The sequence below is a fragment of the Streptomyces sp. NBC_00557 genome (assembly GCF_036345995.1).
Lineage (GTDB): Bacteria > Actinomycetota > Actinomycetes > Streptomycetales > Streptomycetaceae > Streptomyces.
The window spans coordinates 214,455-237,310 of record NZ_CP107796.1 but is presented as its reverse complement, the minus strand read 5'-3'; the positions used below and the strand labels follow the sequence as shown (position 1 = coordinate 237,310).

Annotated in this window: 19 protein-coding genes; 13 read left to right on the top strand and 6 right to left on the bottom strand. The window is 69.2% G+C overall.

The genetic code is table 11. The features are described 5' to 3' along the window. The first annotated feature begins 23 nt into the window (after positions 1 to 23). From OG956_RS01135 to OG956_RS01095, 9 genes are all read left to right on the top strand, one after another. The gene (locus tag OG956_RS01135) at positions 24 to 851 is read left to right on the top strand and encodes an ABC transporter permease (protein WP_443065659.1); all 828 of its coding nucleotides are present in this window, start codon (positions 24 to 26) and stop codon (positions 849 to 851) included. Then, positions 848 to 1,690, top strand: a complete 843-nt coding sequence (locus OG956_RS01130) for an ABC transporter permease (protein WP_330336010.1) — start codon at positions 848 to 850, stop codon at positions 1,688 to 1,690. Before OG956_RS01135 ends, OG956_RS01130 begins: the two co-directional genes overlap by 4 nt. A gap of 74 nt (positions 1,691 to 1,764) precedes the next feature. Beyond that, positions 1,765 to 2,766, top strand: coding sequence for an SIS domain-containing protein (locus OG956_RS01125; protein WP_330336009.1), 1,002 nt, complete (start codon positions 1,765 to 1,767; stop codon positions 2,764 to 2,766). Positions 2,767 to 2,846: 80 nt separating this feature from the next. After that, the gene (locus tag OG956_RS01120) at positions 2,847 to 3,764 is read left to right on the top strand and encodes a PfkB family carbohydrate kinase (protein WP_330336008.1); all 918 of its coding nucleotides are present in this window, start codon (positions 2,847 to 2,849) and stop codon (positions 3,762 to 3,764) included. 189 nt (positions 3,765 to 3,953) lie between these two features. Next, complete coding sequence (locus tag OG956_RS01115) at positions 3,954 to 5,138, top strand: IS701 family transposase (protein WP_330342697.1); 1,185 nt, start codon at positions 3,954 to 3,956, stop codon at positions 5,136 to 5,138. Positions 5,139 to 5,341: 203 nt separating this feature from the next. Further along, positions 5,342 to 6,730 (top strand): hypothetical protein, encoded by a 1,389-nt coding sequence (locus tag OG956_RS01110; protein ID WP_330336007.1) that lies wholly within the window; start codon positions 5,342 to 5,344, stop codon positions 6,728 to 6,730. 211 nt (positions 6,731 to 6,941) lie between these two features. Beyond that, entirely contained in the window at positions 6,942 to 7,541 is a 600-nt protein-coding gene (locus tag OG956_RS01105; RefSeq protein WP_330336006.1) for a cysteine hydrolase family protein, read from the top strand. A gap of 10 nt (positions 7,542 to 7,551) precedes the next feature. Further along, the gene (locus tag OG956_RS01100) at positions 7,552 to 8,466 is read left to right on the top strand and encodes a GlxA family transcriptional regulator (RefSeq protein ID WP_330336005.1); all 915 of its coding nucleotides are present in this window, start codon (positions 7,552 to 7,554) and stop codon (positions 8,464 to 8,466) included. Positions 8,467 to 8,562: 96 nt separating this feature from the next. Continuing rightward, positions 8,563 to 9,090: a hypothetical protein gene (locus OG956_RS01095; protein WP_330336004.1), complete on the top strand. Its 528-nt coding sequence runs from the start codon at positions 8,563 to 8,565 to the stop codon at positions 9,088 to 9,090. A gap of 48 nt (positions 9,091 to 9,138) precedes the next feature. Here the strand turns inward: OG956_RS01095 and OG956_RS01090 are convergent, their stop codons facing one another. From OG956_RS01090 to OG956_RS01080, 3 genes are all read right to left on the bottom strand, one after another. Next, positions 9,139 to 10,137 carry an aldo/keto reductase family protein gene (locus tag OG956_RS01090; RefSeq protein WP_330336003.1) on the bottom strand — a complete coding sequence of 333 codons (999 nt, stop codon included), beginning with the start codon at positions 10,135 to 10,137 and terminating at the stop codon, positions 9,139 to 9,141. Between the two features lie 288 nt (positions 10,138 to 10,425). After that, positions 10,426 to 11,205: a DUF1206 domain-containing protein gene (locus OG956_RS01085; RefSeq protein WP_443065513.1), complete on the bottom strand. Its 780-nt coding sequence runs from the start codon at positions 11,203 to 11,205 to the stop codon at positions 10,426 to 10,428. 522 nt (positions 11,206 to 11,727) lie between these two features. Continuing rightward, positions 11,728 to 12,180, bottom strand: a complete 453-nt coding sequence (locus tag OG956_RS01080) for an SRPBCC family protein (protein WP_330336001.1) — start codon at positions 12,178 to 12,180, stop codon at positions 11,728 to 11,730. A gap of 723 nt (positions 12,181 to 12,903) precedes the next feature. Here OG956_RS01080 and OG956_RS01075 point away from each other — a divergent pair. Next, the gene (locus tag OG956_RS01075; protein ID WP_330336000.1) at positions 12,904 to 13,578 is read left to right on the top strand and encodes a TetR/AcrR family transcriptional regulator; all 675 of its coding nucleotides are present in this window, start codon (positions 12,904 to 12,906) and stop codon (positions 13,576 to 13,578) included. Positions 13,579 to 13,692: 114 nt separating this feature from the next. Then, positions 13,693 to 14,625 carry an MBL fold metallo-hydrolase gene (locus OG956_RS01070; protein ID WP_330335999.1) on the top strand — a complete coding sequence of 311 codons (933 nt, stop codon included), beginning with the start codon at positions 13,693 to 13,695 and terminating at the stop codon, positions 14,623 to 14,625. Positions 14,626 to 14,727: 102 nt separating this feature from the next. Here the strand turns inward: OG956_RS01070 and OG956_RS01065 are convergent, their stop codons facing one another. Next, positions 14,728 to 15,393 (bottom strand): hypothetical protein, encoded by a 666-nt coding sequence (locus OG956_RS01065; protein WP_330335998.1) that lies wholly within the window; start codon positions 15,391 to 15,393, stop codon positions 14,728 to 14,730. Between the two features lie 683 nt (positions 15,394 to 16,076). Continuing rightward, complete coding sequence (locus OG956_RS01060) at positions 16,077 to 16,502, bottom strand: MarR family winged helix-turn-helix transcriptional regulator (protein ID WP_443065658.1); 426 nt, start codon at positions 16,500 to 16,502, stop codon at positions 16,077 to 16,079. 112 nt (positions 16,503 to 16,614) lie between these two features. On the opposite strand from OG956_RS01060, the gene OG956_RS01055 reads away from it, so the two are divergent. Next, complete coding sequence (locus tag OG956_RS01055; protein WP_330335996.1) at positions 16,615 to 17,436, top strand: alpha/beta fold hydrolase; 822 nt, start codon at positions 16,615 to 16,617, stop codon at positions 17,434 to 17,436. 243 nt (positions 17,437 to 17,679) lie between these two features. Here OG956_RS01055 and katG read toward each other — a convergent pair whose 3' ends face one another. Beyond that, entirely contained in the window at positions 17,680 to 19,872 is a 2,193-nt protein-coding gene (gene katG / locus OG956_RS01050) for a catalase/peroxidase HPI (protein ID WP_330335995.1), read from the bottom strand. 673 nt (positions 19,873 to 20,545) lie between these two features. Here katG and OG956_RS01045 point away from each other — a divergent pair. Further along, positions 20,546 to 22,789 (top strand): RICIN domain-containing protein, encoded by a 2,244-nt coding sequence (locus OG956_RS01045; RefSeq protein WP_443065512.1) that lies wholly within the window; start codon positions 20,546 to 20,548, stop codon positions 22,787 to 22,789. Positions 22,790 to 22,856 lie beyond the last annotated feature (67 nt).

Here is a 22,856-nt window from a genome sequence, read left to right as displayed (position 1 = left end):
GCGCGGTACTGGCCCCGTATCTGATGGTGCTGCCCGGCTGGCTGTGGCTGGCCGCCTTCTTCGTCACCCCCGTGATCGTCATGGTGTCGCTGTCCCTGCAGACCGGCGACTTCATCGACGGCTTCCGCCAGACCTTCCACTTCCACACCTACGCGGCCGTCGTGGAGACCTACCACGTGCAACTGGTCCGCTCCCTCCTCTACGGCGCCGCGGCCACCACCGGCTGCGCCCTCGTGGGCTACCCGGTGGCCTACTGGATCGCCTTCCGGGCCGGCCGGCACAAGTCGGTGTTCCTCTTCCTGCTCCTGCTGCCGTTCTTCGTCTCCTTCGTCATCCGCACCCAGTCCTGGAACGTGGTCCTGGCCGACAACGGCGTCCTGCTCGGCCCGCTCAAGCACCTGGGACTGCTGCCCGCCGACTTCCACGTGCTGGCCACCCCGTACGCGGTGATCGGCGGCCTCACCTACAACTTCCTGCCGTTCATGGTGCTGCCCGTGTACGTGGCCCTGGAGCGGGTGGACGCCAAGGTGATCGAGGCCTCCACCGACCTGTACGCCTCCCGGGCGCAGACCTTCTGGCGCGTCGTACTGCCCCTGTCCCTGCCCGGAGTCTTCGCCGGCGTGCTGCTGACCTTCGTGCCCGCCTCCGCCGACTACGTCAACGCCGGCATCCTCGGCGGCCCCTCGACCACCATGATCGGGAACATCATCCAGACCGAGTACTTCACCAACCTCGACTACCCGGCCGCCGCCGCCCTGTCCTTCGTCCTCATGGGCACCCTGCTGCTGGCCGTGTTCGCCTACGCCCGCGCCCTGGGCACCGACGACGTGCTGGAGGTGGCCGCGCGATGACCACGCACACCGCCGCCCCCGCAGAGGACACCGCCGCCCACCGGCCGCGCAGCGGCCGCCGAGGGCGCCGCCGTCCCACGCTCACCGTCTGCACGTGGCTGGTGCTGGCCTGGCTGCTGCTGCCGATCGCCGTCATGGTCCTGTTCGGCTTCAACGACACCCACAGCAAGGTGAACTTCACCTGGCAGGGCTTCACCCTCACCTGGTACCGGCACCTGTTCGCCATCCCCAACCTGACCTCGGCGCTCGTCAACAGCCTCACCATCGCGCTGGTCGTCGCGGTGGCCGCCACCCTGCTGGGCACCCCGATCGGCCTCGCTCTGGGCCGCCACCGCTTCCGCGGCCGCGGCTCCGTGGACCTGCTGCTGTTCGCCGCCATCGCCGCCCCCGAAATCGCCCTGGGCGCCGCCCTGCTGTCGCTGTTCATCGTCCTCGGCGTACCCCGCGGCTACGCGACCGTCCTCATCGCCCACGTGGCCTTCTGCATCCCCTATGTCGCCATCACCGTACGGGCCCGCATGGCCGGACACGACCCGACGCTGGAGGAGGCCGCCCGCGACCTCGGAGCAGGACCGTGGACGGCGTTCCGGCTGGTCACCCTGCCGATGCTGCTGCCCGGCGTGGTCTCCGGCGCCCTGCTGTGCTTCGCCCTGTCCATCGACGACTACGTCGTCACCAGCTTCAACGCCGGCCGTACGGTCACCTTCCCGCTGTGGGTGTACAGCGCCAGCCGCACCGGCGTGCCCCCGCAGGTCAACGTCATGGGAACGCTGATCTTCGCCGGCGGGCTGATCATCGCCGGTGCGAACGTCCTGTTCGCACGGCGTCGCGCGGCCTGACACCGTCCCCGCGCCCAGGACACCGGCCCGGCCACGGCCGGTGCGGAACCAACCCCTCGAAGGAAACCATCACCGTGCTCTCTTTCAACGAAGCCGAGTTCGTCGCCCAGACGGAAAGCCTCGTCGCGCTGCGCCCCCGGATCGAGGAGGTCGTCGACCGTCTCCTGGACGAGGGGTACGACAACGTCCTCCTCGTGGGCGCCGGCGGCACATACGCGCAGATGTGGCCCTACGAACACCTGGCCCGGCGCACCTCGACGCTGCCTGTGCGGGCGGCCATCGCCGCGGAGCTGGTCGTCTCGGGCGACGCCCGGCTGGGCGAGCGCACCGCCGCCGTCTTCACCTCCGTCTCCGGAACCACCGAGGACAGCATCAAGGCCATCGACCACTGCAAGCAACGCGGCGCGTACACGATCGGCTTCACCGGCCACCCCGACAGCCCCGTCGCCCAGCGGGTCGACACCGCGCTGATCTCGGCGCCCAAGGCGTGGCCGTTCGACGTCCAGATGCTGCTGTTCATGGGCCGGCTCCTCTCTCGGCGCGGGGAGTTCCAGGGCTACGACCGTCTCGCCGGCGAACTCGCCGCCCTGCCGCGCGTCCTGGTGGAGGTCGCCCGCCGGGCCGAGCCGGTGGCCTCCGACTTCGCCGAGGCCCACAAGGACACCGACTACCACTTCCTCATCGGCGGCGGGAACCTGTGGGGGTTCACCTACCTGTACTCCATGTGCATCCTCGAGGAGATGCAGTGGCTGCGCACCACCCGGGTGCACAGCGCCGAGTTCTTCCACGGCTCGCTGGAGCTGCTGGAGGAGGACACCAGCGTGATCGTCTTCCAGGGCGAGGACGAGACCCGCCCCCTCACGGACCGGGCCGAGGCGTTCGCCCGGCGCGTCTCCAAGGACGTCACCGTCTTCGACACCCGCGACTACCCCCTGGACGGCATCAGCCCGGAGTTCCGCGGGCTGCTGGCGCCGCTGGTCATGGACACCGTGATGGACCGGGTCAGCAAGCACCTGGAGCGGGTGCGCGACCACTCCCTGGACCTGCGCCGCTACTACCGCGTCATGGACTACTGACCGCGATCCGCCACCCCGGCCATCCGCCCCGAGCGGGCGCCGCGCACCGGCGCGGCGCCCGCGCCCCGTTGGAGACTTTGATGAACATCCTCGGTTTCGGCGACAACGTCGTGGACCGTTTCGTGGACCGCGGCATCGACTACCCGGGAGGCAACTGCGTCAACGTCGCCGTCTACGCCCGCCGCCTCGGTCTCGACGCCGCCTACCTGGGCGTGTTCGGCGACGACGACCTCGGCGCCTTCCTCCGTACGGCCGTGGCGGCCCAGGGCGTCGCCGTGGAGCACAGCGTGGTGCGCCACGGCGAGTCCGGTGTGTCCACCCTCCACGTACGGGACGGCGACCGGGTCTTCCTCGGCTACAACGGCGGCGGTGTCACCGTACGCGAGCCGCTGGTTCTCGACGGCGATCTGCTGGCGTACGCGGCGTCGTTCTCGCTCGTGCACTCCAGCGTCTACTCGCGCACCGAAGCGGAACTGCCCAAGCTCGCCGCGGCCGGCCCGCTGGTCAGCTTCGACCTCTCCGACGACGAGGAGTTCCGCACCCCCGCCTACCTCGACCGTGTCTGCCCCCACCTCGACCTGGCCCTGCTGTCCTGCTCGGACCTGGACGAGGCCGCCACACAGCGGTTGCTGGAGTCGGTGGTGGCACGGGGAGCACGCATGGTCCTGGCCACCCGGGGGCTTGCCGGGGCCGCCGTGTACGACGGCCGGACCCTGGTGACGGCACCCGCGTTCGCCGCGGACGCCCGGTCCATGGCCGACACCATGGGCTGCGGCGACGCGTTCCTCGCCGGTTTCGCCGTGTCCCTGCTCCGGGACGGCTGGTCGCACGGCACCCCGCCGTCCCGCGCCTGTCTCGAACGCGCCCTGGAACACGGCGCGCGGTCGGCCCACGACCAGTGCTTCGTGGAGGCCGCCTTCGGCCACGGCCGCCCCACCGCGGCACCCGCCCCCGCCGCCCTGCAGACCCCGGCCGTCCCGACACCGCTCGACCGGTGAGCACACGGACGAGGCCTCGGCACCACCCTGGCTCGCCGGCGGGGTGGCGGTCCGGCAGCAGAGGGCCGAACTGCCTTCGTCCACAACCAAGTTGACTGATCGGCGACCCACCCGCCGAAGGCCGATCGAGCACTAGTACTGCAACGGTGCTTGCCGTGACTGATGGCCAGGATGGTCGTTGGTGTGGTTGTGGGTGGGGACCTTGCTGATGTCAGGTTGTGGGCGCGTGAACTGGACGCCGTGCATGAGCGGTTCGTGCACCGTTTTAGCAGGTCGGAGCCGCGTGAGTCGGCACTTGCCTATATGCGGGGCCTGATCGCACCTCTGCAACGGAAGAACGGCTGGACCCTGGCGGAGGAAGCCGGCCACACAGGACCGGACCGCATCCAGCGGATGCTGAACCGGATCGAGTGGGACGCCGACGAGGTGCTCGACGACGTGCGCCAGTACGTGGTCGACAACCTCGGCGACCCCGAGGCGGTCCTGGTCGTGGACGACACGGGCTTTGTGAAGAAGGGGACGCGGTCGGCCGGGGTGCAGCGGCAGTACTCCGGCACCGCCGGGCGGACGGAGAACTGCCAGGTCGGCGTGTTCCTCGCCTACGCAACCGGCCGTGGGCGGACACTGATCGACAGGCGTCTGTATCTGCCCGCCTCCTGGACCGACGACCGCGACAGGTGCCACCGGGCCGGCATCGACGAGACGGTCGGCTTCGAGACCAAGGTGGCCATGGCGAAGGCGATGGTCCGCCGCGCCCTCGCGGACAAGATCCCGTTCCGGTGGGTGACCGCGGATGCCGCCTACGGCTTCTCCAAGGGCTGGCGCTCCGAGCTGGAGCGGGCGGACGTCTTCCACGTCATGGCCACCACCCGGCACGACACCGTGGTCACCCGCTGGGCGCTCGACCATCCCGTCCACGACCTGTTCAACGGCCTGCCACGGCAGAAATGGAAGCGCCGTTCCTGCGGCACCGGCGCTCACGGCCTGCGGATCTACGACTGGGCACGCGTCGAGGTGCGGCCCTGGCACCGGCCCGACCGCCGCCACTGGGTGATCGCCCGCCGCAGCGTCGCCCGCCCCGCGGAGATCTCCTACTACATCGCCTACTGCCCGGCCGAGGCCACCCTGGACGACCTGATCCGCGTCGCCGACAGCCGATGGGCCATCGAGGAATGCTTCCAGAGCGCGAAGCAGGAATGCGGCCTGGACGACTACCAAGTCCGCCGCTATCCCGGCTGGCACCGACACATGACCCTTGCCATGGCCGCTCACGCCTGTCTGACCGTCCTGCGAGCCCGCGAGCTGGATGCTGGGAAAGCAGAAACGGATCCTCCCAGCTCATCCACCTCAGTCTCGCCGAAATACGACGGCTGATCACCCGCCTCACCGACCGCCGACCCACACCCGTCGAGCACATCCTGCACTGGTCGACCTGGCGCCGCCGACGACAACACCAGGCCCGCACCAGCCACTACAAACGACGCGGACACAGCCCCTGACCTGGCCATCAGTCACGGCAAGCACCGTTGCAGTACTAGGCTGCTGCCCCACACGAGTGTCAGCCGAAGGAGGACGTTGTGCCACGGTCCGACACAGCGGTCAGGGCTCGTACACGCCTGCTGTTGATGTACAACCTCACGCCGCAGGTGCAGGTGCCCGACGACATGCTCCGCCCGCTGACCGAGGCACTCGACCTGGGCCGGTTCACCTCCCACGTCGAGGCCGCCGGGCTGCTGCTGCCCCGGCTGGTGCTGCACGAGCGCGTCTCCGAGATCACGTTGCCGCCGAGCGCAGCCCGGGTCGACGGCGCGGCCGTCACCCTGGCCGTCACGCCTCGCCGGGACCCCCTGCTCTTCGTGGACGTCGAAATCGAGGACGACCCGGACGGCTCGAACATGATCGCCGAGACGCTCTATGCGACCTGGCAGGACCGCTCCGCGACACGCGTCGGCGGGGTGCCGTTGACCGAGTGGCTCGACGAGCGCCTGCGCGCGTACGGCGTCACCGCACGGCCCGCCGGCCAACCACCGCTCGCTTTCGGTCGGAACGTCCACCAGAGCGTCTTCCTCGGGGAGGCACTCGCACGACAGCTGCTGGCTGAGCACACATCCGGCGAGGCGGTCGGCCCGGACGTGGTGACGATCGTGCTGCGCGGCACGCTGGACAATGGCACCGGCGCCACGCTGGGCATACGCCGCCCTGAGACGCTGAACAACCCCGGCCAGACCATGGTCGCGCACGGCAGAGGCGTGTCATTGATCGTCGGCTACGCGCCGCCGGTGGAGAACGCGTTCGGGCTGGCCGCGGCCGGCATCCTCAACGCCGTCGCGGCCGTGCACCGCATCCGGCGACAGGCGTTCGAGGCGCTGGAACTCGACCGGGCCGCGGTGGTCGAGACGGCGGACGACGCCCGCACCCTCGTCGCGCGGCTCTCGCGGCGCCTCAGCGATCTCCAACTCGACCTGAGCTTCAGCGTCGAGGCGTACGCCGACACCGTCCTCATCCCGGAGCTGTTGGTCGAAAGCTTCCACTCCTCGCTGCGCGCCGTCTCGGCCCTGACGGAAGCACTGGCCAACACGTCCCGCATCGTCGAGCGCGTGAACGCCGTGCTCGCGACGCGTCGCGTCGACCTGGAGACGGCGTCCCAGCGATACGCCGAGGGCCGCGACCGGGTGCTGGCGGCGGCGATCGCCGCCGGCTCGGTCATCGCGCTGCCGCCCGCGCTGCTGCTCGCGTTCTTCGGTGTGAACAGCAGCGACGTGGACCCGCGCCGGTCCATCCTGGACATCCACCACTACGGTGTCGCATACGCCATCGCCTGGTTGCCGTTCCTGCTGCTGATCGCGGTCGGCCTGGTCGCACGCCGCCGCGTGTCGCTGCGCCTGTCCGCCCCGGACACGGCCATGGCCGGCCGGCGCCGGACCCGGCGTTCCCGGCTCCGGCGATCGCGACGACACGACCGGTGACCCCGGGCTTCGCGAAGACCGCGATGAGGCAGCCGCTCACAGCGGTCCCGGAAAGCAGCAGCTCTTGCCAGACACACCGGTCGGTTCGCAACCCGCCGCGCCTGGCGTCGTAGGCGTAGACGCCGCGGACACTCAGCCCGTGACCGGATCGTTCCGCCCGCGGACCCGATGAGGCCTGTCCCCACTGCGCCCCGCCGGTCAGGCTTGGGGCATGACCCGAGCACTGATCGTCATCGACGTCCAGGAATCGTTCCGCGCCCGCCCGTTGTGGGAGACCATCTCGAACCCGAAGATCGCCGACCAGGTCGACCGACTCGTCCGGCTCGCCCGCCAGGCCGGGGACCTGGTGGTGTGGGTGCTGCACGCAGAGCCGGGCAGCGGTGATGTCTTCGACCCCGCCCTCGGCCATGTGCGGCTGATGGAGGAACTGGAGCGCCGGGACACGGAACCGCTGGTCCACAAGACCTCGCACAACGCTTTCACCACCACCAACCTGCAGCAACTCCTCACCGAGCGCGGCATCCAGGAGCTCACCGTCTGCGGCATCCGAACCGAGCAGTGCGTCGAGACCACCGCCCGCGTCGCGAGCGACCTCGGCTACCGGGTCACCTTCGTCATCGACGCCACCGCGACCAATCCCATCCCGCACCGTGATGCTCCCGCCGACCAGAGCGTCGCCGAGCTGCTGGCGGACCCCCGCACCCTGAGCGCCGAGGAGATCACCAGGCGCACTGAGTACGCCCTCGCCGGACGCTTTGCCACCATCACCACGGTCGAGCAGCTGGAGGCTTCGGCCGGGCGTCGGGCATGATGACCGGATAGTGAGCCACATCGTCTTTCTCCTGGTGCCCGGAGTCCATCTGCTGGACCTGGCAGGCCCCGCGCAGGTCTTTTCCACGGCCTCCGACTTCGGGCACCCCTACACCCTCAGCTACATATCAGAGGAGCCGCTGGTACCCACCGCTCAGGGCCTGCCCCTGGTGGCCCGTCTCGACTGGCCCGAGCTCGGCCCCGAGGATCTGATCGTGGTGCCCGGCTGGCGGGCGCCCACCCTGGCCGGCGGTCCTGCCATCGGCGCGGCCCTGCTGCAGTCTCTCCGGGACCACCACGCCAGAGGAGGGACCGTAGCCAGCGTCTGCGCCGGAGCCGAGGCGCTCGGCCAAGCCGGCCTGCTCGACGGCCGCCGCTGCACCACCCACCACGATGTGCAGGACGAGCTCGCACGCCGCTACCCCAGGACGACGGTCGTCCGCGATGTCCTTTACACGGCCGACGACCGGGTGGTCACCTCGGCCGGCATCGCCAGCGGCATCGACCTGGCCCTGCACCTGATCGCCACCCGGCACGGCCCCGCCGTCGCCGCTCAGGTGGCCCGGGACATGGTCGTCTACGCACGGCGCAACGGCCATGAACCGCAAGCCAGCGCAATGCTCCGGTACCGTTCCCACCTCGACGACACGGTCCACCACGCCCAGGATCTGCTCGACGCCCACTTCGACCAACCCTGGCCCCTGTCGGCCCTGGCCACGGCCGTGGGCGTGAGCGAACGCACCCTGACCCGCCTCTTCACCCGGGCCACCGGCGGCCTGACCCCACTGCGCTATCAGCAAACCCTCCGTCTCGAACGCGCCGAGCACCTCATCAGCCACGGCGCCACGGTCGATGCCGCCGCCCGTGCGGTCGGTTTCGCGGACCCGCGCATGCTGCGCCGCCTGCGAGCAGGCATGCGGCGATAGACCGGGGCTGTGCTTCCCGCGTTCGTGAGCCGAGGACACCGCCGGATGCCGGGCCGCCGGGTGCCCGACCCGCCCTCGCTTCGCTAGTCTGCGCTGGTGGCTGATGCTTCGCTGAGATTCACGATTGACGCCGATCACGGGCAGTTCTACGTCCAGGACCTTGACCCTTATGACGCGTGGATCGCCGAACACGCGACGGACCCGGACCTGGCACCCGCCGGCTGGACAGAAGAAGCGGTCCACCTCCACCGCATCGGCGTCGAGCCACACTCGATCTCCGTCGGCACAGCTCGGGACGACATGGTCGAGTCCCTGATCACCGTTCACACCTCTGCGCCGACGGCTGACCCGACGGCCGAGCACATCGTGGAGACCGACCTCGACGCCCCAACCGGTCAGCTCACCATGTCCAGCCCGGGGACCGATCCTGCCGACGGGCCGCGCCTGACCGTTCCCGCTGGATTGCTACGTGTTCGGGTCTCCTACGTCCCGACCGGACCACCGCCGGCCGACTCCTGTGGAGGTCCCGGCGACCACTTCCTGTATCAGGTGGACGTCTGGCCCTCCGACCGGGCTTGCGGACTCGTCATCGTCAAGCAGGGGCCGGAAATCTGGGCAGGGTAGGTCCTCGCCTACGGCTCGCCTGTCGGCCGAGTGCGAGGCACTCTCAGGTCAGCGATGGCTGACGCCTGCCTGCGCACCGGGAGCGAGGGTCGGTTGGGTGACAGGTGCGTCACCGAGGGCCTGGTCGACCGCGGCCAGCAGGTCGTCGGACAGCTTCACGCCGGAGGCGGCCGCATTGGCGTGAACCTGCTCGGGGCGGGAGGCGCCGGTGATGGCGGACGCGACCTCGGTGCGGCGCAGGACCCAGGCGAGGGCCAGGGTGGGCATGCTCATCCCGGCCTCCTCGGCGATGGGGACGAGGCGCTGGACCGCTTCCAGGGTGGCGTCGCTGTAGACGAGGTCCTGGGAGACGGCCATGTCGGCGGAGGCGAACCGGCTTCCCTCCGGGACCGGCAGCCCGGGCTTGTACTTCCCGGTGAGGACGCCCTGGGCGAGGGGCGACCAGACGATCTGCGAGATGCCGTTGGCGGCGCAGAGGCCGAAGACCTCGGCCTCGGGAGCCTGCCAGAGCATGGAGTACTGCGGCTGTGAGGACACGAACAGGTCGGGTCCGCCGATGTCGATCGCGGCCTGGATCTGCTCGGGAGTCCACTCGCTGAAGCCGAGGTAGCGGGCCTTGCCCTGCTCGACGACCTTCTGGAACGCCTCGACGGTGTCCTCGATCGGCACCGTGGGGTCGAAGCGGTGCGCCTGGTACAGGTCGACGTAATCGGTTTTCAGGCGGGTGAGGGAGGCGTCGATCTGCCTGGCGATCTGCGCGGGGGACAGGCCCTGTTCCGCCGGGTCGTCCGACATGGGGAAATAGACTTTGGTCGCGAGGATGTACGAGTCGCGGGGGCGGGCGGAGAGGATCTCGCCCCACGCCGCCTCGGCCGCTCCTCGCCCGTAGACGTTGGCGGTGTCGAAGAAGTTGATGCCTGCCTCGAACGCCGCCTCCGTGCAGGCTCGGGTGGCGTCCGCCTCGATGCCGCCGGAGTACGTGAGCCAGGATCCGAGCGAGATCTCCGAGACTTCGAGGTCCGAGCTGCCGAGCTTGCGGTACCGCATGGTTGCTCCCTGTTTCGCTGGGACGGACGGATGCCGACGTGGCGGTCTGTCGCCTGCCGGCTGCCGGCCGCGGGGCGAGGGTGAAGGAGTCGGCGTCGGCCAGGTTGATCATCGTTGGCAGCAGCATTGTGCCTCCGTCCGGCGCTTCGCTGCGGCTCGACCACGCCCGGGCACGCGTCTCTGCATCGGCCGCCGCGTGCGCGTGAGGGCAGCACCTGCCGCAACGGAGCCGAACGGGAGCCGAAGCGGAGCCGCACCGGTGCGAGCCGACGCACCGAACGCCGGCGGTCAGAGCCTGCGCCAGCGCGCGCTGCACCAGGAGAAGACACCGAACGCGGCCAGACCGAGCGCGATCACGGCGAGCAGCCACGGGCCGGCCGGAAGATCGCGGAACGAACGCAGCGTGTCGTCCATGCCCTTCGCCCGGCCGGGCTGGTGGCGCACGGCCGCGGCGACGGCGAAGCCGCCGGCCACGGCGAAGACGACACCGCGCGCCGCCCCACCGACCACACCGAAGAGGTCGGTCATCCGCCGGGCCTGCCGCGACATCGAGCCCGTCCGCAGATTCTCACGGAATGTGAATCGCATCGCCCGCACCGAGATCCACAGGCCGGCGACCACCACGGCCGCACCGGCGATTCCCACGAGCCACTGCCCGGCCGGCCAGCTCAACACCGTGGCGGTGACATCATGCGTACGCCGGTCGGAGGAGCCGCTTCCGCTGCCCTGGTCACCGGCCGCGAAGGACAGCACGGAGAAGGACGCAAGGGCGTAGAAGACACAACGACCAGCGGCCGCCGCCCGCTTGGACGGTTTGCCGCCCTTCGGCCCCGCCCCGCCGAACACCGCTTCCGACAGCCGCCACAGCGCCATGCCGGCGAGCGCGGCCCCCACGATCCACAGCAATGCCGCCCCGAAGGGCTTGCCGGCCAGCTCCTCAAGGGCGCCGCCACGGTCGGCCTGCCGCCCGCCGCCGTCGTGGCCCAGGGCGATCTGCAGGGCGATCACGCCCACGAGGAGGTAGATCAGTCCGCGGGCGGCGAAGCCGGCCCGGGCCGCCACGGCCATCGCCGGACCGTCCGCCGCACGGCGGGCCCGGCCCCGCCCCCTGAGTGCCCATGACTGTGCATCCATACTTCGCCGATGCCCCGGGCTTCCAGCCCGACACCTCATGCTCGCCGCGTCTGCCGGAACTCGGCACGACGGTGACACACGATGGGTACAGGGGCCGCTGGGCCGCTGTTGTTGCCTCGGGATGCCGTAGCGGGCCGCGGCCACAGCCTACGTACAAGTCACGTGTCATCAGACAGACAACTCATGGAGAAGTCCCTCGCCTTCGACGACGTCGATTTCTGCCGTACCGGCCCGTGTTCAGCGGTAGGTGTGTCATCGTGGGGCTGTCGGCCCGCTGCTGTCCCCCGTAGCAGTGGGCCGGCCCCTTCTCGTGGGAGAGGGCACCCCCGCTGCGTGACAGGGGAGAACCCATACGCCCACCGGGTTGCCAAGCAGCCGGCGTCACACCGCCGTGCCGGCGCCAGAGACCGGTGTTTCTGAGCCTGAGGCCAGAAACACCGGTCTGGGGCTGGCGGGTCAGACCTCGCCGCGCCAGGCGCCGGTCTCGACGCCACCGCGGGATTCGATGAACTCCTTGAACCGCTTCAGGTCACCGGTGGCCTGGCGCTTGATGAAGCCGAGCTTGTCACCGACGGTCTCGGCCAGGCCGTCGGGCTCGTAGTCGAGCTGCAGCATGACCTTGGTGCGGGCTTCGTCCAGGCGGTGGAAGGTGACGACGCCGGCCTGCTTCGCTTCACCGCTGACGGTGGTCCAGGCGACGCGCTCGTCGGGGATCTGCTCGGTGATCTCCGCGTCGAACTCGCGCTCGACTCCGCCGATCCTGGTGACCCAGTGGGTGAGAGTGTCGGTGCGCTGCTCGATGCGTTCGACTCCGTCCATGAAATGGGGGAAGTCCTCGAACTGGGTCCACTGGTTGTAGGCGGCACGGACCGGGACGTCGACCTCGATGGACTCTTCTATCTGAGACAACAGTGATCTCCCTTCTCGTACGCGATGCCGGCCGGCCGGATGGCCGTGGCTTGCGTGGCGTCGCTTCCGTGACGGCGTTCCGGCTGCCCCGAGCGCACTCGTGGATGCGTCACAGGCCGCTCGAACGGCCGAGCCGGACGCTCGGCCGGCCCACCCGGCGACCGGGCGGACTGACCAACAGCCCCTCGCCGTAACGGAACGCCCATACGCGAGTCCTCCGGGACGCACCGCCAGGAGGACCCGCATGGGGCTTGCCTTCCGAACCCCACAGCGTGCGGGTTCCCACCTTGCTCGGTGCATACCGCCACCAGGAAGATCCCGTTCGTGCCGTTGCCGATCGCCGTGCACGCCGTCAACGTAAGTCGCACCGTTCTCCCTCTGCCTTGTGCTCATCGGTCCAACTGGGGTGCAGCACAGGGTTGTCCACGGCAGTGATGTTCACGCCAGCCGCCGGTGGCCCGGCGAGCAGCAGCCCGTCGCGTGGCGGCCGGTCAACGCCGGCCCGGAGTGGGTCGTCCGGGAAATCGCCCGGGGCGGTGGGCTTGCGGAGGAGATTCCGCCTGTTGGGGGATAGGTGCCGAGGCCGCTCCAGTGCTCCCACTGGAAACGGTCACCGGCGCCGGGATACCGTGCCCCTGGAACCGGCAACCTCAGGGAAATTGCATGCGCCATACTTTGACTGTACTGCAAAGTACAGATTCGACTGAGGGAAGAAGCACCCGCATGGAAACGGACAAACAGGGAGTCCGGCGCAGAGTCCCTGGACGTCGCAGGTCAGCCTCCGAGGAGAAGATCCTCGCGGCGGCGAAGGAGCTGTTCCTTGCCGACCGCTACGACGGCGTCAACCTGGAGCAGGTCGCCCAGCGTGCCGGGGTCTCACGGCAGACCGTCTACAACCGCTTCGGATCGAAGGAGACCGTTTTCCGGGAGATGGTCCGTCATCACTGGTCCGCATTCACCCGCCCGGACCGGCAGGCCGTCGGGTGCGACGCGGATGCGAGCCCGGAGGAGGTGTTGCTTGCGTTCGCACGGTCGCTGGAGCGCTTCGCGGCCGAGACGGACCAGATCCGTTTCGCCCGGCTAGTGGTGGCCGAATCCGTACGTCGGCCGTGGATCGCGGACGAGTTCTACCGGCTGGGGAAGGGGCAAGTAGTGGCGGCGTTCGTCGAGTGCCTGGAGGCCCTCGTCCGCAGCGGTCGCCTGCGATGCGCGGACACCTCCCTGGCGGCACGTCAGTTCATGGGTCTGGTGCAGGAGTTCCTCGTCTGGCCGAGGGTCATGGCCTTCGAGGAGGAGATCGCCGGTCAGCCCTCGGCGGACGTGGTGATCGAGGAGGCCGTGCGTACCTTCCTGGCCCGCTACGCACCTGTCCCTCACGATCCGTCGCGGCCCGCCTGATCCATGACCTGCCATCCGCCGCGGCCCGCCTGACCCACCACCGCCACCCGCCGCGCGACCAACCGCATCCGTATCCGTATCCGGACCCGACCCGCCCCCCGCGGAGGACCCATCGTGCCCGCACCCAGCATTTCACTCGGCGACGTCGAGATCACGCGTGTCGTCGAGTGGTCCGGCCCCATCCGTACTGCCCGTTTCATCATCCCGGACAGCGACGAGGAAACCTGGCGGCGCAACCAGGAGTGGCTGGCGCCTGACTTCTGGACGCCCGCCGACGACGCCTACCGCTGCCACATCCAGACCTGGGTCCTGCGCAGCGAGGGCAGGATCATCCTGGTGGACACCGGGGTCGGCAACGACCGGGAGCGCCCGCAGGTCCCGCAGTTCGCCGGGCTGCGGACCGACTACCTCGCCCGCCTGCGCGCGGCGGGCGTCGAGCCGGAGGACGTCGACGTCGTCGTCAACACACACATCCACTACGACCACGTCGGCTGGAACACGGAACTGCGTGACGGCGAATGGGTACCGACCTTCCCCGACGCCACGTACCTGATCCCCCGCGCCGACTACCTGTACTTCGACCCGGCCGGCCCCCGCCGCAGCCGGGCGCCGCGTGACGAGCACGAGCGCCTCCGCTGGGAGGGCAGCAGGATCGTGTTCAACGACAGCATCGCCCCCGTCCAACACGCCGGGCAGGTGGTGCTGTGGGAGGGAACCCACCGCATCGACGGCAATTTGCTGCTGGAGGCCGCACCGGGTCACACCCCCGGTTCGTCCGTCCTCACTCTGCGCTCGGGCACCGACCGCGCCGTCTTCGTCGGGGACATGCTGCACAGCCCTGTGCAAGTCCTCGAACCCGGCTGGAACAGCTGCTTCTGTGACGACCTCCAGCTCGCGGCCGAGACCCGCCGCGCCTATCTCTCCCGCGCTGCCGAGCTGCGCGAGCTCGTCATCCCGGCCCACTGGCCGGGGCACGGGGCCGCCGAGGTACGGCGAGACGGCGACGGCTTCGCCATCGCCGCATGGGCCGCATTTCCGCGCGGCTGACTCCTGCTGATTCGGTCCGTGTGTCGTTGGACGCAGGCAGTCCGCTGTGCTCGTCGTGGGCGCCGGGCTTCGCAGGTCGGGCTGTCATGAGCGAAGGGGTGTTCAGCGCTGGAGGGCTGGTTGGGTTGTCGGTGTCGGACGTGTGGCCGTGCGGTATGTGCAGATGCCGACCGCCAGGAGCCAGTAGCTGAGGAGGGCGCCCATCAGGGCGGTGCTGCCCCAGCCGTTGGCTGCGTAGAAGTGGTCGGGGGTGTTGCCGAAGAACAGGGACGGTACGAAGGCCAGGTTGGCCGCGGCGAGGACCTGGGCGCAGCGGCCGGTCCATCGGGGGAGCAGGTTGGTCCGGATGACGGCGTGGCCGGCGGCGGTCAGGAAGAGGGCGAGCAGCAGGCGGCCGGTCGATCCGTAGAGGATGTACGTGCCGCTGACCGTGATGGTCGGGTCGATGGGGTGGTCGGCGGCGATCACGGCACCGGCTTCCAGGCCGCTGGAGACCAAGGTGATCGTCGCGTACACCAGTCCCGTGGCGAAGGCCGCCGTCCCGATCCACTCACAGGCCGGGTCGACCTGCTTGACCAGTTCCCGGAAGCCGGTGACGAACAGGATCAGGGCCGCGAGTGCGACGATGCCGATGAGCAGCCTGCTCAGCACGTTGGAGTCCGGCGGCGGGCCGGAGTACAGGAAGTACAGCGGTACTTCGACGATGAAGCCGGCCGCCGCCGCGATGCCGGCGAGTCCCGTCAGGCGCCTGGCGATGGTCTCGTTCATGTGGGTCCCCCGATGTCCGTGTGGTGGGTGCCGACCTGGTGGTCCGCTCGTTGCCGACGACGACCATCGTGCCGCGCCCCCGGCTGCCCGTCGCTGGGCCTGGACACCGAACGGGGGTGGTCCTGAGGACACCTCCGGGTGGGTGCGGATGTCCCGTCGTGGGCGCCTTGCGAGCGGGAGCACGCTTCCTTCGCCGCTCACGTCGACAACGGTCACTTCCGGCTCGGCGTCCCGGACAGAAATCCCTGACCGACGGGCGTACGGCCCGTTCGGTGGCGGGTGCCCCGGCTCGAGCCTGCCGGTCCGGCCGTTCGACCTCCGGTGCGGGCCCCGATGACGATGCGGTCCTGGTCGCCGTGCAGTGAGGCGAGCCGGTGTGATCGTCGGCAAGAACCGCAAGCAACCGCCTGCACCGTGAGCGTGTGGCCACCAAGCTGCTGCGGGTCGCGCGGATCCGGGCATGGCCCGCCCCGATGCCGTCGTATCCCGTGAGCATCGGAGACCTCGGATACGCGGCGCCGGGCCCATGCGCAGAGGTGCACGCCGCTGCCCGGTCGGCACCGCGTTCGTGCCGGCCGTCGCCGGGATGCCACCCGTGTGGGCTGCCGTCACGCGCCGCCGGGGGGACGGCGGCCACGGCCGGGCTGAGCGACTGCCGGCCCGGTCGCAGCCCGGCCCGAGGGTCAGCTGTTGACGTCGATGTCGTCGAAGAGGGCGAGCATCCGGCTGAGCACGCGGACACATGCGTCCACGTCCGCCGTGGTGAGGTCGCCCGCCGCTTCGCGCAGCAGCGCGTGCTCCCGGGCGACGACGGCCTCGATTGCCGTGCGGCCGGCGCCTGTCAGGCGGATCAGCGAGGACCGAGCATGCGCCGGGTTCGGCACGGCCTCCACCAGTCCGTGAGCCGCGGCGTCATTGACCATGCGCTGGACGAACTGACGGCTGATCGACTGCGCCCGGCCCATCTGGGGAACCGTCATTGGTCCGTGGGCGCGCAGGAGATCGAGCACCGCGCGCACCCCCACCGACAGCCCCTGCCGCGGGGCCTCTTGTTCGATCTTCCGGTTGACCCGCCGGTAGAGCGGTCCGACCAGGGCGAAGACCTCCATGAGGCGCACTGGCGCCTCGTCGGGGGTCAGCGGGCGTTCTGCATCACTCACCCACCGATGATAAATGACAATCCAGTTGTCATCCCCTCTCGCTCATGACAACCTGGTTGTCATGAGTGCTTCCGAACTCCGCTTCTTCGCGTCCTCCGACGGCGACCTCGCCTACCGCGACACCGGCGGTACAGGCCTCCCCGTCGTCCTGCTGCATGCGGGTTTCCTCGACCACACCATGTGGGACGAGCAGGTCCCGGCCTTGGCGAAAGAGTTCCGCGTCATCGCACCCGATGCCCGCGGTCACGGCCGGTCCGCCAACGCGAGCCGCCCGTTCCGCCAGGCGGACGACCTGGCCGAGTTGCTGCATCACCTCGGTACCGGCCCTGCTGCCCTCGTCGGCATCTCCATGGGCGCGCTGATCGCCGTGGGGACCGCGCTGGAACACCCCGACCTGGTCCGGGCCCTGGTGATCTCCGGCGGTGGCACGAACGAACGCGAGTTCACCGAGCCGTGGGCCCGGCAGGCCCAGGCCGCACAGTTCAAGGCTCTGGCCGCCGGCGACATCGAGGCCTGGCACGACGCGAGCGACGCCTGGGTACACGGCCCCGAGCGGCCGCACGACGCCGTCCGGCCCGAGACCTACGCCCGCCTGCGCCGGATGCGCCAGCGGACCATCAGCAAGCACACGCCCGACGAACCCGATCACAGCATCCCGGTCGAGGATCTCGGCGCCCGGGCCGGCCAGATCACCGTCCCCGTGCTCGCCCTCAACGGCGCACAGGACGCACCCGAGCTACGAGCCATGGCCGAGTCCATCGCCCACACGGCGCCACGAGGCCGAACCGCGGTGATCAACGACGCCGCGCACTTCCCCAACTTCGACCACCCCGACGAGTACACCCGGATCGTCACCGAATTCCTCCACAGCCTGGTCCGGTGACCGGTCCCCGACCGCCGCCCTGAGAGATCGTTTTCTCGGACGCTTCACGCTAAAGATCAATCATGGGGCGACCCTTGGGCAGAAGGCCAGGAGCCAACCGAACAGCAGCTCGCCGCAGGTGAGGCGGAGTTCAATGCGTAGCGGACGCCGTTCTGTTTCGCGTTCGCGGTGACTCCCAGCCCCTGGACAGAGGAGCAGCACCACGTCCCGGTCGGCCGATGACGGCCGAGCGGGACGTCGGGCTCAGACGAGGTCGAACCGGTCGAGATTCATCACCTTGTTCCACGCTGCCACGAAGTCGCGTACGAACTTCTCTCCCGCATCCCGGGACGCGTAGACCTCCGAGACGGCTCGGAGCTGGGAGTGCGCACCGAAGATCAGGTCGACGGCAGTGGCGGTCCACTTGACCTCGCCGGTGGTGCGATCCCGGCCCTCGAACACGTTCTCTTCCGTAGCCGACGCCTGCCACTCCGTGCCCATGTCGAGCAGGTTGACGAAGAAGTCGTTGGTCAGGATTCCCGGCCGGTGGGTGAGGACACCGTGGGGAGATCCCTTGAAGCCGGTGTTCAGGGCCCGCATGCCGCCGATCAGCACCGTCATCTCGGGAGCGGTCAGCGTCAGCAGGTTGGCGCGGTCCAGCATCAGGGTCTCCGGCGACAGCTTCTCGCCCGCCGGAAGGTAGTTGCGGAAGGCATCCGCCTTGGGCTCCAGCACGGCGAACGACGCCACGTCGGTCTGCTCCTGCGAGGCATCCGTACGCCCCGGGGCGAACGGAACGGTGATGTCGTACCCGGCGTTCCTCGCGGCCTGCTCGACGGCCGCGCACCCTCCCAGGACGATCAGGTCGGCGAGAGAGACCCGCGTTCCGCCGGTCTGGGAGAGGTTGAATTCCTGCTGGATGCCCTCGAGCGTGCGCAGTACCTCCGTCACCTCGGGGAGGTTGTTGAGCTCCCAGTCCTTCTGCGGCGCGAGCCGGATGCGCGCTCCGTTCGCCCCGCCGCGCTTGTCGGTGCCGCGGAAGCTTGCCGCCGACGCCCAGGCGGTGGTGACCAGCTGGGAGAGGGAGAGGCCCGAGTCGAGGATCCTGCCCTTGAGGGCGGCGATGTCCTCGTCTCCGACCAGTTCGTGATCGACGTCGGGAACGGGGTCCTGCCACAGCTGCGGCTCGGGAATCCACGGGCCGAGGTAGCGCGAGAGGGGTCCCATGTCGCGGTGCAGCAGTTTGTACCACGCCTTGGCGAACGCCACCGCGAGCTCGTCCGGGTTCTCGTGGAACCTCTTCGTGATCGGCGCGTAGACCGGGTCCACCTTCAGCGCCAGGTCCGTCGTCAGCATCATCGGGGCGTGCCGCTTCGACGGATCATGGGCGTCGGGCACGGTGTTCCTGGCCGCGGGATCCTTGGGAGTCCACTGGTGGGCGCCGGCGGGGCTGCGCGTCAGCTCCCACTCGTACCCGTAGAGATTGTCGAGGTAGCCGTTGTCCCACGTGGTCGGCGCGGTGGTCCAGGCACCCTCCAGGCCACTGGTGAGCGCGTGGGGGCCCGTGCCGCTGTCGTATGTGTTCCGCCAGCCGAGGCCCTGCTGCTCGATGGGGGCCGCCTCGGGCTCGGGGCCGATGTAACTGGGATCGACCGCACCATGACACTTGCCGAAGGTGTGGCCGCCGACGATGAGTGCGACCGTCTCCTCGTCGTTCATCGCCATGCGCCCGAACGTCTCCCGAATGTCCCGGGCGGCGGCCATCGGGTCCGGGTTTCCGTTGGGTCCCTCCGGATTGACGTAGATCAGTCCCATCTGTACGGCGGCGAAAGGACCGGTGAGTTCCCTGTCACCGCTGTAGCGCTCATCGCCGAGCCATGTGTCCTCGGGCCCCCAGAAGATCTCCTCGGGTTCCCAGATGTCCTCCCGCCCGAAACCGAAGCCGAATGTCTTGAATCCCATGGATTCCATGGCACAGTTTCCGGCGAAGACCAGAAGATCGGCCCAGGAGATTTTCCGGCCGTACTTCTGTTTGACCGGCCAGAGCAGACGGCGCGCCTTGTCCAGGCTCGCGTTGTCCGGCCAGCTGTTGAGGGGAGCGAAGCGCTGTGCGCCGCTGCCGCCCCCACCACGGCCGTCCGCGATGCGGTACGTTCCCGCGGCATGCCAGCTCATCCGGATGAAGAGCGGCCCGTAGTGCCCGTAGTCGGCAGGCCACCAGTCCTGGGATGTCCTCATCACCTCGAAGACGTCACGCTTCAGCGCGTCCACGTCGAGGGTCGCGAACTCCTTCGCGTAGTCGAAGTCCTCGTCCATCGGGTTGGCACGCGGCGAGTGCTGGTGCAGAACCTGAAGGTCCAGCTGATTCGGCCACCAGTCCCGGTTCGTCCTGGGCCGCCGAGTCGGTGTAGGTGTCGGTGAGGGGATTGCCGGATTCTCACTTTCGCTGCCGGACATGCCCGTCCTTCTTCCTCTCTCGGTGTTCCTTCCGCCGGCTGCCGCTCTTGACGTCGTTGGCTTTGCTGGTGTCGAGCACGTCGACCCACACAATCAGCGCGCCGTGGCGCCCGCCGTCTGAGAAATATGCTGTGCCGCGTCCGCATGGTCGCGCACCGCAGACCACATCTCTATGAAACACGCAGAGCAGTCCGCAGGACAGCAGGGGCGGCTTTTCTGCGCCAGTGTCGATTTCCGCCGCAAGCCGAATCGAATACCACAGACCCCGGAGTCGTCCGCCTCGACCGTCATCTGGTGGACGACGCGCTGGACACGCTGGGGGAAGATCACAGCCCTGCGCTGAACCGTTTCGAGAAGGTCGACGCCTTCGGCGTGACCACAGCGGCGTGGCGTGGCGGGCGGTGACTGCGCAGCGGGATCGCATACTCACATGGAGTGAGTAGGGCGTGGCTGGCCCGACGAGATCGCTTCCGGCCGAGCGTTCAGGTCTGGCGGCGATAGCGGTCACGAACCCAGTCGGTCAACTGGTGCTGGGGTCGTGGTGCCGCGGTCGCTCATCTCCCCTCTGGAGCAAGTTAATTCACACCTTATATTTTGACGTATTGACGTCTGGCCAGACTGCTCCTACCGTCCGATCCACCGCGCGCCCCACACCGCGACCAAGGAGACACGTGTGACCGACGTTCCCGCCGTGCTCGTCCGCGCCCCCCGCCGGCGCAGACGCACGGCCGCCCTCACGACCGCCTTCCTGCTGCCGGCCGCCGCCGGTATCGCGCTGGCTTCCGCCCCGAGTGCCACCGCCGCGAGCATCCCCACCGCTCCCACCACCGTCGTCAACGCAGGCAGCGGCAAGTGCGTCGACGCGCGCGCCGGTGCCACCGGCAACGGCACCGCCGTGCAGCAGTACACCTGCAACGGCACCGATGCCCAGTCCTGGCAGTTCACCCCGACCGACAGCGGCTACTACCGGATCGGCGTCGCCTCCGCGCCGAACCAGGTCTGGGACGAGACCGACGTCTCGACGGCCGACGGCGCGCTGACTCAGCTGTGGCTGTACGGCGGCGGCGCCAACCAGCAGTGGCTGCCGGTCGCGGAGGCCTCCGGCGCGTACCACTTCGTCAACCGCAACAGCGGCAAGTGCCTCGATGTGCCCTCGGCGTCCACCGCCGACAGCGTCCAGCTGCAGCAGTACACCTGCAACGGCACCGCCGCGCAGTCCTTCACGCTCTCCGCCGGCATCACGCCGCCGGCCGGCACCCCGGACTTCGGCCCCAACGTCACGGTGTTCGACCCGTCGATGCCGACCTCCACCATCCAGTCGAAGATCAACTCGGTCTACAGCACCCAGCAGACCAACGAGTTCGGCACCCAGCGCAACGCCCTGCTGTTCACCCCCGGCACGTACAACGTCGACATACCCGTCGGCTACTACACCCAGGTCGCCGGGCTCGGGCTGTCACCGGACCAGGTCTCGATCACCGGCGGCGGCGTCCACGTCGAGGGGCACACCAGTGACGGCAACGCCACCCAGAACTTCTGGCGCGATGCGGAGAACATGTCCGTGAGCCCCAGTTCGGGCAGCACCATGTGGGCCGTCTCGCAGGCCGACCCGTTCCGGCGCATGGACGTGCACGGCAGCATGAAGCTGTGGGACGACACCCACGGCACCAGCACCAACTGGTCGAGTGGCGGCTACATCGGCGACTCGCGGGTCTCCGGTCAGATCAACTCCGGGACGCAGCAGCAGTTCCTGACCCAGGACACCGCCATGAACGGCGGCTGGAGCGGGCACAACTGGAACATGGTCTTCGTCGGCGACACCGGCGCCCCGGCGACCAGTTTCCCGAATCCGCAGTACACCACCGTCGCCCAGAGCCCGGTGATGCGCGAGAAGCCGTTCATCTACGTCGACGGCTCGGGCAACTGGCAGGTGTTCGTCCCGTCGGTGCGCACCAATGTGCAGGGCCCGGACTGGATCAACGGCAACGCCCCGGGCACCTCGCTGCCGATCAGCCAGTTCTACATCGTCAAACCCGGTGACACCGCCACGACGATCAACAACGCGCTCACCGCGGGCAAGAACCTGATCGTCACCCCCGGCGTCTACCACCTGTCCGCCCCGCTGAACATCACCCGCCCCGACACCGTGGTCCTCGGCCTGGGCCTCGCCACTCTCGTGCCGGACAACGGCGTCACCGCGATCACCACCGCCGATGTCGACGGCATCGACATCGCCGGGCTGCTCATCAGCGCGAACACCACCAACTCCAGCACCCTCATGCAGGTCGGCCCGACCGGCTCGACCGCGAGTCACACCGCCGACCCGATCGTGCTGCACGACGTGTTCTTCCGCATCGGGGGCGACCTCGCCGGCAAGGCCACCCAGACGCTGGTGGTCAACAGCAACGACGTCATCGGCGACGATCTGTGGCTGTGGCGCGCGGACCACACCAACGGCGTCGGCTGGACGACCAACCCGGCCGCCAACGGACTGATCGTCAACGGCAACAACGTCACCATGTACGGCCTGGCGGTCGAGCACTACCAGAAGTACCAGACCACCTGGAACGGCAACGGCGGTCGCACGTACTTCTACCAGAGCGAGACCCCCTACGACGTGCCCGACCAGTCCAGCTGGACCACCAGCGGCGGCGACCTCGGCTACGCGTCGTACAAGGTCGCCAACTCGGTCGCCTCCCACGAGGCGTGGGGTGTGGGCGTCTACGCCTACCTCCGCGACAACCCCTCCGTCGTCCTCGGCCACGCCATCGAGGTGCCCACCACGTCCACCGTGAAGTTCCACAGCATGGTCACCACGGTCCTGGGCGGCGACGGCACCATCAACCACATCATCGACAACACCGGCAACCAGGTCACTCCCAGCAGTAACGTGGCGTACCTGGTGAGCTATCCGTAAGTCCGGCACCGGACCCCGATGGGACACACGGTTCAAGCCGTTCGCGTGCTCTGCGGGAGGCGTGTGC